Source organism: Pseudomonas sp. NFACC41-3 (assembly GCF_900109505.1).
GTDB lineage: Bacteria > Pseudomonadota > Gammaproteobacteria > Pseudomonadales > Pseudomonadaceae > Aquipseudomonas > Aquipseudomonas chlororaphis.
Window position 1 is genome coordinate 674,921 of record NZ_FOAE01000005.1, and the last position, 14,026, is coordinate 688,946.

Consider the following 14,026-nt stretch of genomic DNA (forward strand, 5'->3'; position numbering starts at 1 on the left):
GGACCTTTGGCTTTTCAACCACACAGACACGCCAGAGATTCACTTGAATGTGAACTTCAGCATAAAAGGCAGTTTTTATAAGTTGGGCACGACGAGAAAGACGCGCACTGTATTCGTGGCTGGTCGAACTTAAAAAACAAAACATGATGTACGACAAAAACAGCAGCACCCGGAGCAGTGGCCTGGTGACGAACTGAAACCGGAAATCGCCCACCCCGCATGACAAATACTTTCTGCCTGTTTTTGACAGAAAGAACCTGTAGTGGGACAGAACCCGTCTTCTGGTTGAAACTGTATCTGCAATCGGACGCTTGTAAACCTACCAACTCTGGTAGGCCCTTCGCGCTACCCAACGGACGAACTTACATGCTCTTATCGGAACTTTTTTTATTTAAGCAGGGCACATTCAATACTGGCTACTGGCCTTAATCAAAAAGTTTTCCCGCTAATGTCCGGGCAGCTTCTACACTCTGGCCCAGCCTTCCCTCAGGAACCTTGCCATGCACAAGACTTACACCGGCAGTTGTCATTGCGGTGCCGTGCGCTATGAAGCCGAGATCGACTTGAGCCAGGGCACCAACAAGTGCAATTGCTCGATCTGCAGCAAGACCCGCAACTGGAACGCAATCATCGCCCCCAAAGCCTTTCGCCTGCTCAGTGGCGAACAGGCGCTGAGCGACTATCGGTTCAACAGCGGCAATACCCATCATCTGTTCTGCAAGCATTGCGGCGTGCGCCCCTTCGGGCGCGGTCATGTGCAGGAGATCGGCGGTGACTATGTCGCGGTGCAAGTGATGACCCTGGATGACATCGACCTGCAGGAACTGCTTGCGGCCCCGGTGCACTATGCCGACGGGCGCCATGACAACTGGGGTAACGTGCCGGAGGAAACCCGTCACCTCTAGCTTTTCCACAGGCGAAAAAAAACCCCGCCGAAGCGGGGTTTCTTCAAGACCATTACGACATCCTGTCGCTGCATCCTTGCACATGGTCGGTCATCCATGACCCTGAGCGCGTCCTGCGCTGCAGTTGGTGGGTGAAGATTAAGCCTGTCGCCCAATCGGCAATAGGCGAGATAGCAGCCAGCGCATGTAAGCCTTTCGCCATAGATCGACCTGCCAAAACCCCTAGGCCGCGTCTTCCAGAGCGTGGATGGCCAATTCCGCCACTTGCAGTTGGTGTTCCGCGCTGGGTACGTCGCCGTCCTCCAGGAACCAGGCGGCGGACAGCCCGGTATAGGCCAGCACCCATTGCAGCAGGCGCTTGCGCTCCAGCCCGGCGGCCTGGGCGATGACCTCGACCTGGCGGGTGAAGCGCCGCGGATCGCTGCTGGTCGCCAGGTCCGGGTTGCAGATCAGGTTGGCGAAATCGAAACCGCGCTCGCCCATGACCCGCTTGGGATCGATCACCAGCCAGCCGCGTTCCTCGAAATCCAGCACATTGTCGTGATGGATATCGCCGTGCAGCACCACCTGTTCCCGAGGGGTAGCCAGCAGTTCATCGGCCGTGGCCAGGCAGCGCAGGAAAACTCCACCCTCGCGCCGGGCGGCCGGGCGCAGGGCCTTGAACCATTCCTGCAGGCTCAACAGCGGCGGCAAGGGCGTCGCGCGGGGCGCATGCAGGCGTGCCAGGCTGGCGCAGACGATCCGGCTGACCTCGTCGTCTTCGCCGGCCAGGGCCATCTGCATCAGCGAGCGCCGACCCATGGCCCGCTCCATCAACAAGCCATCGCCGTGGTGCGCATAGACCCGGGCGGCGCCCTCCCCGGCCCACCAGACCATCAGGCGGTTGCCGTATTTCTCCTCGTCGTCGAGGGCGATCTTCAGCATCGCCGGCGCATCGTCCAGGCGCACCGGCAACAGGTGGCTGCCAGGGGTGACGATGGGCGCGCCATCGACCTGCAGGTTCCAGCGTTTCAGGTAAAACTCGAACATCCGTGACTCTTTCCGTTATGACTCGACAAAGGCCTGCAATTGACCCAGGGCCTGATCCCATTGCTGGCTAATCACCTCCAGCGAGCGTCGGGCATCGGCCAGTCGGCCCGGCTCTAATGCCCACAGCCGCTCGCGCCCCAGCTTGGCGTCGCGCACCAGCCCGGCCTGCGCCAGCACCTGCAAATGCTTGGTCACCGCCTGGCGGCTGATGTCGGTGCCGAGGGTCAGCTGGGTGATCGACATAGCGCCGCCGCCACACAGAATGGCAACGAGCCGCAGGCGGGTCTCGTCGCCCAGTGCCGCGAAGATCATGGCCGAGCCGTCCAGGGATGCCGCCACCGGCAGCAGGGATGGGGAAGAAGTATCAGGGGCCAAGATAGGTCTCGATATTGTTCATCTGCTCGTCCCAGCCGCGGCTGTTCATGCGAAACGCCTTGAGCCGCCGCTCGGGTGGAATGCCATCGAATCCCGACTCGACCACCCGCAGCAAGGTGCCGCCGTCCAGGTCTTCGAGTTCGAATTGCACCAGGGTGCTGGGCTCGGCGGAATAGTCGACTCCAGGCTCCACCGCGTACGGGTGCCAGCTGAAGGCGAACAGATGTTCGGGCTCCAGCCGCTCCACCAGCACATCCCAGACCAGGTGTTCATACCCGGGATAGGTAATCTGCCCACGGGTCCGTTGCCCGACGACAAAACGCTGGCCCGCGAGCGCCACGCCGAACCAGCTGCCGAACGCCTCGGCATTCGCCAGCGCGGCCCAGACGCGAGAACGGGTTGCCTTGAGCAGGATCTTTCTTTCGATGCGATCTGATGAGTTCATGGGTCACCTCCAGTGATCAAACCCTAGACGCTCTCGTGAAAAACGCAACCTGATAGTTGCGTATTTTTTTGTCGCCCGACCAAGCATGGGTTGAAATCCTTCACCCTGCCGCCGAAAAACAGGGCTAAGCTCGCCACTCTCCAATGGCTGCCCCGCCACTGCGCAGCACGGTGGAGAAGACACCGGACAACAAAATGGAATGCCTCCGATGACCCAGACGCCCCCCGGAATCACCCTTGAAAAACTGCGCCGGGCGATCAGGCTGATCGACGAGCCGCTGATCGAACTGACGCCTCAGTCGCTGACCTACCTGCGCTCCTACCCCGCCCTCTTGGCCGCCTCCAGAACCCTGGCCAGCTCCCACGACAGTGGCGACCTGCTGCTGCAGTTATCGGCAATGTGCTACGGCTGGATGCCCAGGGTGGCCCGGGTGAATGCCAGACATGTCGATAAAGCCTCGGCCGCCCTCGCCTGCGCACTGCAATCGAACGTTCTGATCGACACGGCGCAGATGCAGGATCTGGCCAACAGCCTGCACTCGGTAGTGGGCACCTCCAAGCTCCTGCACTTTCTGCGCCCGCAGCTCTATCCGATCTGGGATTCGAAGGTCGCGCGAGTCTGGGCAACCATCGATGCCACGACCAACATGAGCAAGGTTGAAAACTACCGTTCCTACATCGAGGACATCAGAACCCTGATCGCGGCTCCCGGTTTCGCCGCATTTCATGAGGACTTCGACCAGGCGTACAGCCGGCGCCTCGACAGGCTGAAGATCGCGCCCTATAGCCTGACACCGGTCCGCGCGGTCGAGGCCGCGGCCTTCGAATTGTCCGGCGGCGATTATGACGACGATTGACCGGCGGCCCTTGCCGCGCGACGCCAACATCGGGCGATGTCCCTTGTCGGCGTGTCACCCTTCACTGTGAGAATCACCATGAACCCACGCATTTTCCTGGCCCTGATGCCGCTGCTGCTCACCCCGCTGGCCCAGGCCGCCGACTGTGCCAATGCCAGCACCCAGGCCGCCATGAACCAGTGCGCCGCCGAGCAGCACCAGGCGGCGGACAAGGAACTGAACACGCTCTACCAGCGCATCACCCAGCGCCTGAAGGACAACCCGGACGGCAAGAAGCTGCTGGTCGGCGCCCAGCGCGCCTGGGTGGCTTTTCGGGATGCGGAATGCGGGTTCGCCGCCTCCGGGGTGGCCGGTGGCAGCGTCTATCCGTTGATCTACAGCAACTGCACCACCGACCTGACCAAGGCCCGGGTCGAGGCATTCAAGACCTACCTCAAGTGCCAGGAAGGCGACCTGAGCTGCCCGGTGCCGGGCAATTGAATCGGCGGCGATCTTTAGATTTTTCGCGAGCAAGCTCGCTCCTACAGGGCGTCGCCATTCCTGTAGGAGCGAGCTTGCTCGCGATGGCTAGCGCTCGAACACCTGGGCCGTGGTGATCGCCATGTCCCCGCCCGGCAGCTTGATATTGCCGATCTGCTTCAGGCTGTCGGCATCGAAGATCGCCACGTCGTTGAAGGTCCCGGCCAGGTAGATCTTGCTGCCCGCCTTGTTGAACGAAATGCAGTAGTAGGAATGGTCCAGGGTGGCGGCCTGGAGCAGTTTTTTCTGCCGGATGTCGTACTTGGCCAAGCGGTTGAGTACGCCGAACATCAGGTTCGGGTCCTTCGGCGAACGCATGCCGCTGAAGTAGATTTCCGTCAGCGGGCCGAAGTCGGTGGTTTCGCTCTTGCCGGTTTTCAAGTCGATGCTGAACAGGCCGTACAGGTACTCGGCAGTGGCCGGGTCCTGTTTCTTATCCTTGAACCTGGCGGCGGTGTAGAGCAGCGAGAAATCATGGCGCCAGGTCTGCTGGTTCCACACGTAGAGCACGTCCGGCGCGCTGTAGTTCGGGCGTTTCCAGTGGCGGCTGGGGATCAGCACATCGAACTTGCCGGTCTTGACGTCGACCTTGTACACATCCGCCCCGGCCACATACAACGAGCCGTCGTCACCGCTCTGCATGATGGTCAGTTGCCGTGGCGCCGGAAAGCTGCGCACCGGCTTGGCCTTGAGCCCGGCGTCGGTGGCATACACATCCAGCCGCGGCGGCTTGACCTCATAACGGTCGTTGAGCATCAGCGTCGGGTTGGCCACGGTGTACAGCTCCTTGCCGTCGTGGCTGACGGTGAAGGCGAACATCGAGCGCGCCTTTTCCCCCGGCTGCTGGGTGATGCTGGCGTGGAACACCTGCTTACAGCTGTCCAGTTCGACGCCATAGACATCGGCGTAATGGTTGTTCAGCACGTAGGCGACCTTGCGGTCCGGCGCCAGCTGCACGGTGCCGGGGCCGAAGGCGTCGGGCATCTTGCAGGTCTTGTACAGCGTGTCGCTGGCCAGGTCGATCACGTGCAGGTTGTTCGGGTAGTTGATGGTGACCATGTATTCATGGCCGGCGTTGAGGGCCTTGTCACTGTTGTCATCGGCCAGGACGCTGAGGGAACAGGCCCCCAGGACGGCGGAAGCGGCCAAGCCGCAGGCATTGATCAAGCGCATGCTGGAATCCTTCTACTGACCGATTACTTGTCTTTAGGCTATTTATCTTTGGGAAAGACGGTGCCGAGGTTGCGCCAGTTCTCGTTGGAGGCCTGGGCGTCCTTGTTCCAGTCGGGGTAGGTGCTCATCATGTCCGGCACCTGGGCCGGCCACCAGCAAGGGTCGGAGCAACCGTAGAGGTCGGCCTCCATCGGCTGGCACAAGGACGACACGCCACCGAAGGCATCGATTTCCCAGCCCGGGTCGGTGGTCGAGGCACAACCGGCCACCGAACTCATGGCGACCACTTCTTCGATACGGTTCTCGTCGGCGGCCTGTTCCAGTTTCTGGGCTTTGTTATTGATCGGCTTGAGATGCTTCATGTCAGTGGGCCTTGCGCGGAGTGATGTAACTGCTGATGAACGCAGGGTTGCGGGCCATGATCCGGCTGTAGACCTCGATGCCGAAATCCACCCAATCACGCATCAGTTCGCAATAGTGATAAGTCGGGTGCGCCGGGTCGCCGTAGCGGGCGTAGCTCTCGTGGTAGCAGCCGCCGGAGCACAGGTTGCGGATGCGGCAGCTGTCGCAGCCGGTGTTGCTGCGGTCCAGGCGCTGGGACAGGAAGTCGTTGAGCTCCATCTGCTTCACCCCGCCCTCGCGCACGTTGCCGAAGGTCGGCAGCGATGAGCCGGTAAAGCGGTGGCACAGGTTCAGCTCGCCCTTGTGGTCCACCGCCAGCATCTTCAGCCCGGCGCCACAGGGCAGCGCCTTCTTGTGGCCTTCATGGATATCGGTGATCAACTGGTGCAGGTTGGAGAAACCGATATTGCGATGCTCCAGGGCCGCCTCCAGGTAGCGCCGGCCCAGGCGCTTCATGCTGGCGAAGACTTCTATCAGTTCCTCGCCTGTGAGGTTGAAGCTGCTGATATCGCCCGAGGTCACCGGGGCAAACCCGACCTCGGCGAAACCCAGTTCGTTGAACAGGTGATCCCAGATGGTTTCCACATCGGTGACCCCGGTGGTCAACGTCACCCGCGCGCCGACCGGGCGGCTGTCGTAGCGCGCCAGCAGCATCTGCGCCTTGCGCCGCACCACGTCATAGGTGCCCTGCCCGCCCACGGTGATGCGGTTGCGGTCGTGCACGGTCTTGGGCCCGTCGATGCTCACCGACAAGCCAAAGCGGTGGGCATTCAGGTAGTCCACCGTCTCTTCGGTGAGCAGCGTGGCGTTGGTGGTCATGACGAACTCGACGAACTTGCCCGCCTCGCGAAAACGCTGCTCGCAATAGTCGACCATGTACTCGATCAGCTTGCGGTTGCTCAGCGGCTCGCCACCAAAAAACACCACGGTGAAACGCTCCTCGTCGGGGGATTCCCTGAGCAGCATTTCCACCGAGGCGATGGCCGTCTCGACGTCCATCTTCTTGCCCGCCGAGGGCTTGTCCAGGTCCTCCTTGTAGCAGTAGGTGCAACTCAGGTTGCAGCCGGTGTTGACGTTGAGCACCACGGTGTTGATCGCCGTGCGCTCGACCCGCTTGACGGTCCATTCCTCAGTCAGCGGCGAGCCGTCGCTGACCAGTTCCAGGGCGATCAGCTCGCGCAGGGTCTCGTTGATTTCCTCGCCGTCGTACTGGCTGGCCAGCCGCTGGATCAGGTCGCTGGAAGAACAGCCCGGCCCGCGCAAGGCATCGATGATGCTGCCGGTCAAGGCATCGCTGGCGAACAGCGAACTGCTGGGGATATGGAACAGCATGCGGTCGGCATCGACCTGCACTTCGTGCAGGTTGCGTTCGACCAGATTCAAGATAGCGCCCATTGCAAACCTCCTGTGCCGGCCCCTTTTGGCGGGGGCCCGCGGTCATTCCGAAAGGGTGTCGTCAGTCACGGACCGCGCCTTAGGGGATGGGTGGATTGTTCCAGCGTTGCACGGTGACGATCAGGTGGCCTTCGCCGGTCAGGGATTTTCCTGCGTCGTCGACGGCGGCGATCACCTTGAGGTTGCCGGCGTTGTTGGTGGACATCTTGCGCTGCGGGTTCGGCCCGGCATCGCCCGGAATGAACACGCCGCTGTCGGCCTGCATCTGGCCTGCGAACTTGACGTCCTCGTCTTCCCTGGCGCGCTCGTCGAAGGCTTCGACCTTCCACTGCGCCGGGAACACGCCGATGCGGTACGGCTTGCCATCGGCGCCCTTGCCCCAGGCTTCGGCATCGAAGCGACCCTGGACTTTCGGCGTCGAACCGCCGCCGTCGCCGACCCGCGCCACCGAGAACTCCGGCACCACCTTGACTTCGGAGATACTGCTGTAGACCGACAGCGTCGGGCCTTTCAGCGTGCCGACGGTGACATTGCGCAGGCCCGGTTGGGCATTGGCGGCTGCCTTGAGCCGGACCTTGATCCGCTCCGCGCTCTGCTCGATGACTTCGAGCACTTCCACGCCTTTACCGAAGTTCGGCTTGCCGGTGAGGCCGCTGCCGATCAGGGTGACTTCAGCTTCGGCGCCAGCCTTCAGGTAACCCGGCTGCACCGCCAGCAAACGGCTGCTGCCCTGCCTGGCGGCGACGAAGTCCAGGCCGCGCTCGTCGTGCTCGGCCTCGAACATCCGGCCCTGCAATGCATTGCCTTTGGCGGCGAATACCTGGCGCATGCTCACGCCGTCGATGCTGACATTGCCGCGCCATTCGTAGCCGCTGTAGAGGATCGCGCTGCCCTCGCCGTTGAACAGGCTGCCGTCGGCGTACTGGCCCTTGATGCCGACCTTGAAGGTGTCGTTGCCACCGGCAGCGACGCTCATCACCCCGGCCAGTTCGCCCTTGCCCGGCAGGTGGCCGCTGAAGCTCCAGTCGCCCACCAGGGTCTCGGCCTTGGGCGCGCTGGCCAGCCATTTGGCCCAGGCCGGGTTGTCCAGCGGATAACGCTTGGCCAGCAGCGGCACCATCTCCTTGCGCGCCAGGTCGAACCAGTCGCGATCGCGGGAAAGCGCCTGGTATTCCAGGGACGGCCATTGGCCGAGGTGGAAGTTCACCAGGCGCTCCCACTCCTGGGCCGGGCGCCGCTGCAGGGCGACCCGCGCGCCGGAGTGGCAACGGCCGCACATCTGGCTGGTTTGTTCGTCGAACTTCTCCACGGTGTTCAGGCGCCGCTCCAGGGCGTAGCGCACGCCATCGGTTTCGCTCGGCGCCAGGCCCTGGGTGTCGGCCAGGTATTTGACCAGGGTACGGCGGTCGTCGTCGCTGATCTGCAGGCCATGCATGACCTGCATGCGGGCGATGCTCATCAGCCAGCCTTCCGGGGTCTTGCGCTGGTGGCTGATGCGGCTCAGGCCGCCCGCCGTTTCCGGGGTATGGCAGCCCTGGCAGGTTTCCTTGAGGATGGCCTGGGCCGCGCGCGCGGCAAGGCTGGGAGGGGCATGCAAGGCGGCGCAGACCGCCAGCGCCAGCAGGCCGCTGGACGTGCCTGCTCGGAGTGTTCTCTTGATCAAGGTCGGACCTCCACGGAGCTTTTTATTAGCGAGCTTTTTATTGGCGAGCTTTATTATTGTCGTGCGTCGTTTTCAGGGTTTCTGCCATGCCCGTCGCGCCGGGCATGGAGGCAAGAGAAACGTCTGAAGTCAGCAATACACGGAGCGTGCCAGCTTACAAATGATGTGTTTTATCAAGGACTTGCTGAAGATCCAGGACGCATCTCCCAGGCAATCGCCGGCTGGCCGCGTTTAATTTCGCGACAACTGTTCCACTCTGAGACGAGACCCGTTCACGCCCCGCGAGAACAGCAGGATCCTGAAAGCTAAGCACAGGAAGGACGCCCACGGGAGCCTGGCCGAACCCGTGGCGTACAGGCGCCGGCGGCGGTCGCAGGGCATGGGGCTTGGGGCGCCGGCGGCGGGTGCCGTGCCGCGCAATGGAGGGTTCTGGAGCTCGCCAAGGAGGCACCAGAAATCATCTTTTTTGTGAAGCCGTCGATCGGGACTCACAAAAAAGATGAGAAAGGCCTGCTGGGCCCTGCGGATGAATGAGCCGCCACCAGCAGGAACGCAGGGGGATGACTCAACCGTTCACAGCCAGCCTGGCCAGGTTCGATTCATGGCAGATGTTGCGCAACAGCGTCAGGCCGTTTTCGAAGACCTGCGCGGGACGGGCGAGCGAGATGCGGATGAAGCGCGAACTCTGGATGCCGCGTTCGTAATAGGCGTGCCAGAAAAAGTGGCTGCCTGGCAGGCAATGGAAGCCGTGGCGCAGAAACTGCTTGATCAGCTCCGCGTCGGTCTTCCCGGTGCGCGAGACATCGATCCACTCCACCGGCATCGCCGTCGCGCGGCTGTCGGTAATGCAGCGCAGATCGGTACCGGCCAGCAATGCCCTGACCTTGGCGCTGCGCAGCCCGATCTCATGCACCAGCGCCTGTTCCAGGCCCACCGCCGCCGTGCGCCGGAACAGATCGACGAACACCCCCATGACAAAACGCGAATGGCACAGGTAGATCTCTTCGTAGATCTTTTCCAGGCCCGCGGCCAGGTCCTCGGAATAGACGATCATGCTCGACTTCATGTCCTGGGTCGGCCAGGTCTTGCCGGTGTCCTCGATGACCACGAACGAGCCGCCCGCCTTCAACAGCGCGGCATAGTCATTGAAGGGTTGCCTGGTATAGAAACGAAAGGTCGAGTCCACCACCAGCACCTTGTTGCGCCGCTGGCAGTATTCGGCGATGACCTTGAACTGTTTCTCGCGGATCAGGTACCCGGTGGGGTTGTTCGGGTTGACCAGGAACAGGGTATCGAACGCATGCCCGTCCAGCAGCTCGGCCACGTTATCCTCGTCGATGGCGTCAATCATCGCCTGCTCGTTCAGCGGTGACACTTCGCAGCCGCGGCGCTTGAGCATCAGGTACAGGTTGTCGAACGTCGGTTCGATCAGCAGCACCCGCGGGGCCCGCTCGGCCAGGAGTGTCGCGACGATATCGATGGAGTTCGACGCGGTCGGGGAAACCCGGAAGTGCTCGTGGCGCAACAACTCGCTGGAATCGAGCAGGTTGGCCCACTCACACTTGAAAGACTTCTCCATGTCGCGAACCTTGGTTTGATTGCAGTCATACCAAATGTTCGGCAGTTGCTCGACGACCCCCTCCAGCCCGCAGGGCAACTCGTGATAGGCGTGCCCGTCAGCGAAGCTGCAGGCTGAGTTCAGGGCCAGGTACTCGTGATCGGTCAATGTAGTCGACATAACACCTCCTTGTGAACGTTGACCCCTAGGGCAACGTGATTTTCAGGCCGCTCACGATCCCGGACAGGTTGTTCCCGAAGGATTCGAAGAACGGTATGAGTCCGTGGGGCATCGCCTGATAGATTTCCATTCCTTGGTAATAGCGACGTAGATAAGCAGGCGTCACCGGTAGCCCGACATGACGAATCGCCTGGGCTATGAACTGTTTGGGCACATTGTTGTAGGTGGCCTTGCAGTTGATGTAATAGGCACTCAGGCCACAACGCCTGGCGAACCCGGCGACACTGCCGAGGATGTCCAGCACCCGTTCTTCCGACTGCAACAGGCGACCGCCACCCTCGACGCCATCGAGCAACAGGCCCGGCGTCCCCTCGACATCCGCCACCGCAATCAGGTTGAGCCGGCCGATGCGTCGCCCCTGGTACCAGACATACAGCCGGCACAGGTTCGGTTCGACCAGGTAACCCGGGGCATTGTTGACGGCGTAATCGCCAATGCCGGTGCAGGAGTAAAACTCGTCGGAGCGGCTGTAGTCCTGCCAGGGGTTCCTGTTCCAGGTGCTGATGAACACCCGCTGCCTGGACTGCCGATCACGCAAAGCCTGGCGATCGTGGTCGTCCAGATAGGTCCGGATACTGGCGATATCCTCGGGCACCGGCGATCCGTCACCGCCCAGGGGAAACGCCGCATCGATCATCAGTCGCAGGCGGTTTTCGCTGTACTCGGCATGCCGGTCGAACAGCGCCTTGTTCTGGTAGACCAGGGTTTGCCGGGCCTGCTTGTCGTAGGTCGCCTCGATCGCCTGGCCTATCAGCGTCCTGAAGCGGGCGATGCCCATTTCGCCACCCCAGTAGTCGAACGGCGAGAACCAGGCACCGGCATAGGCATCGGCGATCTGCATGCGCGCATTGGCGAACGCGGGCTGCTGTTCGAACCAGCGGTTGAAATCATCGATCGACAACTGATGACGCATGTTCTCCAGGGTCTTCGGGTCCATGAAGTTCATGTTGGAAATGATCGCCGAGACCAACCCGCCATCGAACACCCCCGGGGCGTCGATATGCGAGGTCAGGCTCGCGCCGTCCAGTTGCTCGACCGTAGCCGTGTCGGCGCGCACCGCGCCGACCTGCGGCAGGCCATTGGCAAGCAGGTAATGGAAATAATCGACACTGGCCTCGGCCAGTTCGTCCAGGCGTTCACGCACCGCCTGGACACTGTGCCGGGCAAATACCCCATCGGCGTTTTCCAGCAGGGCCACCGCGCCGAAACTGCCGTAGCGGGCGTGCACTTCGCAGACCAGGGCCGCCAGCGCGTCCAGGTCGGTGGCGGGCAGGTGCCGGCTGTAGTTCTTGATGTGGATGAGCAAGGGCGCGCAGCACGCGCCGAGTGAATCCTTATGGCGCAGCACACAGTCCATGGCGGCCTGATAATAGGCAGTGCCTACCGCCTCCAGGATCGACTCCAGGTCGTCACACAGGGCCGAATCGGCAGTGCCGATCAGGTAGGACAGGCCGCGCGCCGAATGATCCTTGATGGCGAGCAGGAACTCGACGAAGGCCCGCATATCCAGCTGTTGCTTGAGCAGCGGGATCTTCTCGATCAGGTAGGCCGCCACAAAGGCGCTGTTGCGCTCCAGCTCGAGAATACCGGGCAGGAACCACGCCCATTCCTCGCTGTTCAGCTCCAGTACATGACAATGGTGCTTGAGCACGTTGTTGACCAGCACATCGTCACAGGCCGCGATCCGCGACAACAATTGATCGACGGCCGTCGCCAGCTCGGTGCCATGCAAATGCTCCAGGCAATCGATCGCGACGTCATAAGCCTCAATGTAAGTAGCCAGTACTTCACGCATACGCACTCCCCCGTACAGACCGGCGATCTTCCGAAAACCTTGATGGTGGGTGTCCAGGCCGGGTTCGACCGGCCTGGCGATGAGTAGCCGTCAGTCGTGCACCGAGGTCGCGCACAACAGAGGGCTGTTGGGCCTGGTGACCAGCAGCAGCCGGGCCGCCAACATCACCAGCGACACCAGGTGGCTGAGAATCAGCGCCACCCAGAGGCCGACGACCCCCTGGTCCAGGTTGAATGTCAGGTGATAGCCCCCGGCGACGCCGATCACCCAGGCGGTGGTGGTATTGATCAGGAACGGCACCTTGGTGTCTTCCAGGCCCTTCAGCGCGCCGAGCACGATGACCTGCACGCACTCAACGACGATGCTCAGGGCGGCCAGGCCGACGATCAGGTTGAACTGGGTCAGCAGGCCAATGTTCGCCAACTCGTTGACGTTGAAGAACATCGAGGCGACCAGCGTGGAATCGAAAAAGACCACAAAGGCGAAAGGAAACAGAAACAGCATGCTCACCAGGCAAGCCACTACCGTCAGCTTGCGCACCTTGTGCACGTTGCCCAGCGCATGCTCCTGGGCCACGCGAATGGCGATGGCTTCCCGCACCCCTTCAACCAGCATGAAGACCGGGTAGATATAGGAAAACACCAGTTGCGCCGCGGCCAGCTCCAGGGTCCCGACTTTCTCGGTAAAGAGCATCAGCACGATGAACATCAACGAAATGACCAGGCTGTTCGCCGAGAGGGGCAGGCCCATCTCCAGGTACTTTTTGACCAGTGCCCAGCGCAGGCTGACCCAGCCGGTGAAGATCGCGTACGTCTTGCCGGACCGGCGATTGCTCAGGGAATACAGCAGGATCTCCGCGCCCAGCATGCCCCAGCTGACCAGGGACGTCGAAAGGCCCGCGCCGTACGCACCCAGCCGTGGAAAACCAAACTCGCCGAGGATCAGCACGTAGGAAATCAACGCTTTGAAAACGCTGGCGAAGAGCGTGATGTAGAAAATCGACGAGAAGTCGGAAACCGCCGCCGAGTGGTCCCGCAAGACGCAGAACAACGCCAGCGGCAAGATCGAGTACACCGCGCCTTGCGCATACTGATCGGCCTGCAGGGCCACCGCCGCGTCGACGTTGAAGGCCATCAGCAGACTGCCAAGGTTCAAGGTCACCAGGACCACCGGCAGGCTGAGCAGCAGGCACATATAGAAGCCGTGCTGCACATGCGCTTCCACCGCCCGCTTGTCTTTGAGCGCGTCGTACTTGGCGGAGAAAACCGCGACCATGCCGATGACGCACAGGCAGATGACATTGGTCGCATCGAAAACGATACGTGCCCCCAGGCCATAACCGGCGATTTCATCGGCACGAAAACGCCCCATGAACACGGAGTCAACGAAGGCCATCATGCTTTCGATCAAATAAACGATCGAAAGCGGCACCGCCACTTTGATAATGCGCCGACCTTCTGCAATCCACTGCATACCTGCATCCTTGATTTAATTCAGCACACACAACAAATAGAGTGTAGCCACCAGCCGCTCGATCGATCTCTCGCCGAAATGAACAAGCCGACCTTCTGATAATTGGTGGAAGAGAGTGAGACTCGAACTCACGACTACCAACTTAAGTAGTTGGCGCCCAAGCCACCGGGCATTCTCCCCCATGTATCGGTCCTGCTC

At 61.6% G+C, this 14,026-nt stretch carries 13 protein-coding genes and 1 tRNA gene; 3 read left to right on the forward strand and 11 right to left on the reverse strand.

Going from position 1 to position 14,026, the window contains the following annotated elements; genetic code table 11:
* The first annotated feature begins 500 nt into the window (after positions 1-500).
* Positions 501-905: a GFA family protein gene (locus BMY68_RS24475; RefSeq protein WP_009044831.1), complete on the forward strand. Its 405-nt coding sequence runs from the start codon at positions 501-503 to the stop codon at positions 903-905.
* 222 nt (positions 906-1,127) lie between these two features.
* Here BMY68_RS24475 and BMY68_RS24480 read toward each other — a convergent pair whose 3' ends face one another.
* The 3 genes from BMY68_RS24480 to BMY68_RS24490 are packed head-to-tail and all read right to left on the reverse strand — an operon-like array spanning position 1,128 to position 2,754.
* Complete coding sequence (locus BMY68_RS24480; protein ID WP_009044832.1) at positions 1,128-1,934, reverse strand: aminoglycoside phosphotransferase family protein; 807 nt, start codon at positions 1,932-1,934, stop codon at positions 1,128-1,130.
* A gap of 15 nt (positions 1,935-1,949) precedes the next feature.
* Complete coding sequence (locus tag BMY68_RS24485; RefSeq protein ID WP_085533853.1) at positions 1,950-2,309, reverse strand: ArsR/SmtB family transcription factor; 360 nt, start codon at positions 2,307-2,309, stop codon at positions 1,950-1,952.
* Positions 2,299-2,754, reverse strand: coding sequence for an SRPBCC family protein (locus tag BMY68_RS24490; protein WP_009044834.1), 456 nt, complete (start codon positions 2,752-2,754; stop codon positions 2,299-2,301). Before BMY68_RS24490 ends, BMY68_RS24485 begins: the two co-directional genes overlap by 11 nt.
* Before the next feature lie 208 nt (positions 2,755-2,962).
* Between BMY68_RS24490 and BMY68_RS24495 the strand changes: the two genes are divergently transcribed.
* Positions 2,963-3,610 carry a hypothetical protein gene (locus BMY68_RS24495; RefSeq protein ID WP_085533851.1) on the forward strand — a complete coding sequence of 216 codons (648 nt, stop codon included), beginning with the start codon at positions 2,963-2,965 and terminating at the stop codon, positions 3,608-3,610.
* Positions 3,611-3,688: 78 nt separating this feature from the next.
* Positions 3,689-4,090, forward strand: coding sequence for a lysozyme inhibitor LprI family protein (locus tag BMY68_RS24500; protein WP_085533850.1), 402 nt, complete (start codon positions 3,689-3,691; stop codon positions 4,088-4,090).
* A gap of 87 nt (positions 4,091-4,177) precedes the next feature.
* Here BMY68_RS24500 and peaD read toward each other — a convergent pair whose 3' ends face one another.
* The 8 genes from peaD to BMY68_RS24540 form a co-directional block, all read right to left on the reverse strand.
* Positions 4,178-5,302, reverse strand: a complete 1,125-nt coding sequence (peaD, locus tag BMY68_RS24505) for a quinohemoprotein amine dehydrogenase subunit beta (protein ID WP_085533848.1) — start codon at positions 5,300-5,302, stop codon at positions 4,178-4,180.
* Between the two features lie 38 nt (positions 5,303-5,340).
* Complete coding sequence (gene qhpC, locus BMY68_RS24510; RefSeq protein ID WP_007921889.1) at positions 5,341-5,664, reverse strand: quinohemoprotein amine dehydrogenase subunit gamma; 324 nt, start codon at positions 5,662-5,664, stop codon at positions 5,341-5,343.
* A 1-nt stretch (position 5,665) separates the two neighbouring features.
* Positions 5,666-7,099, reverse strand: coding sequence for a quinohemoprotein amine dehydrogenase maturation protein (gene peaB / locus BMY68_RS24515; protein ID WP_085533846.1), 1,434 nt, complete (start codon positions 7,097-7,099; stop codon positions 5,666-5,668).
* Positions 7,100-7,178: 79 nt separating this feature from the next.
* Positions 7,179-8,759 carry a quinohemoprotein amine dehydrogenase subunit alpha gene (gene peaA / locus BMY68_RS24520; protein ID WP_085534398.1) on the reverse strand — a complete coding sequence of 527 codons (1,581 nt, stop codon included), beginning with the start codon at positions 8,757-8,759 and terminating at the stop codon, positions 7,179-7,181.
* 568 nt (positions 8,760-9,327) lie between these two features.
* Positions 9,328-10,500 carry a pyridoxal phosphate-dependent aminotransferase gene (locus BMY68_RS24525; RefSeq protein WP_085533844.1) on the reverse strand — a complete coding sequence of 391 codons (1,173 nt, stop codon included), beginning with the start codon at positions 10,498-10,500 and terminating at the stop codon, positions 9,328-9,330.
* A gap of 25 nt (positions 10,501-10,525) precedes the next feature.
* Positions 10,526-12,355 (reverse strand): hypothetical protein, encoded by a 1,830-nt coding sequence (locus BMY68_RS24530; RefSeq protein ID WP_085533842.1) that lies wholly within the window; start codon positions 12,353-12,355, stop codon positions 10,526-10,528.
* 90 nt (positions 12,356-12,445) lie between these two features.
* Complete coding sequence (locus BMY68_RS24535; protein ID WP_085533841.1) at positions 12,446-13,828, reverse strand: MATE family efflux transporter; 1,383 nt, start codon at positions 13,826-13,828, stop codon at positions 12,446-12,448.
* A gap of 107 nt (positions 13,829-13,935) precedes the next feature.
* Positions 13,936-14,008: transfer RNA gene (locus BMY68_RS24540), tRNA-Lys, on the reverse strand.
* Between the last annotated feature and the right edge of the window lie 18 nt (positions 14,009-14,026).

Coding starts and splice junctions, on each gene's coding strand:
- BMY68_RS24535 (WP_085533841.1), bottom strand. CDS start 13,828: ATGCAGTGGATTGCAGAAGGTCGGCGCATTATCAAAGTGGCGGTGCCG.
- BMY68_RS24500 (WP_085533850.1), top strand. CDS start 3,689: ATGAACCCACGCATTTTCCTGGCCCTGATGCCGCTGCTGCTCACCCCG.
- peaB (WP_085533846.1), bottom strand. CDS start 7,099: ATGGGCGCTATCTTGAATCTGGTCGAACGCAACCTGCACGAAGTGCAG.
- BMY68_RS24495 (WP_085533851.1), top strand. CDS start 2,963: ATGACCCAGACGCCCCCCGGAATCACCCTTGAAAAACTGCGCCGGGCG.
- peaD (WP_085533848.1), bottom strand. CDS start 5,302: ATGCGCTTGATCAATGCCTGCGGCTTGGCCGCTTCCGCCGTCCTGGGG.
- qhpC (WP_007921889.1), bottom strand. CDS start 5,664: ATGAAGCATCTCAAGCCGATCAATAACAAAGCCCAGAAACTGGAACAG.
- BMY68_RS24530 (WP_085533842.1), bottom strand. CDS start 12,355: ATGCGTGAAGTACTGGCTACTTACATTGAGGCTTATGACGTCGCGATC.
- BMY68_RS24525 (WP_085533844.1), bottom strand. CDS start 10,500: ATGTCGACTACATTGACCGATCACGAGTACCTGGCCCTGAACTCAGCC.
- BMY68_RS24480 (WP_009044832.1), bottom strand. CDS start 1,934: ATGTTCGAGTTTTACCTGAAACGCTGGAACCTGCAGGTCGATGGCGCG.
- BMY68_RS24490 (WP_009044834.1), bottom strand. CDS start 2,754: ATGAACTCATCAGATCGCATCGAAAGAAAGATCCTGCTCAAGGCAACC.
- BMY68_RS24475 (WP_009044831.1), top strand. CDS start 501: ATGCACAAGACTTACACCGGCAGTTGTCATTGCGGTGCCGTGCGCTAT.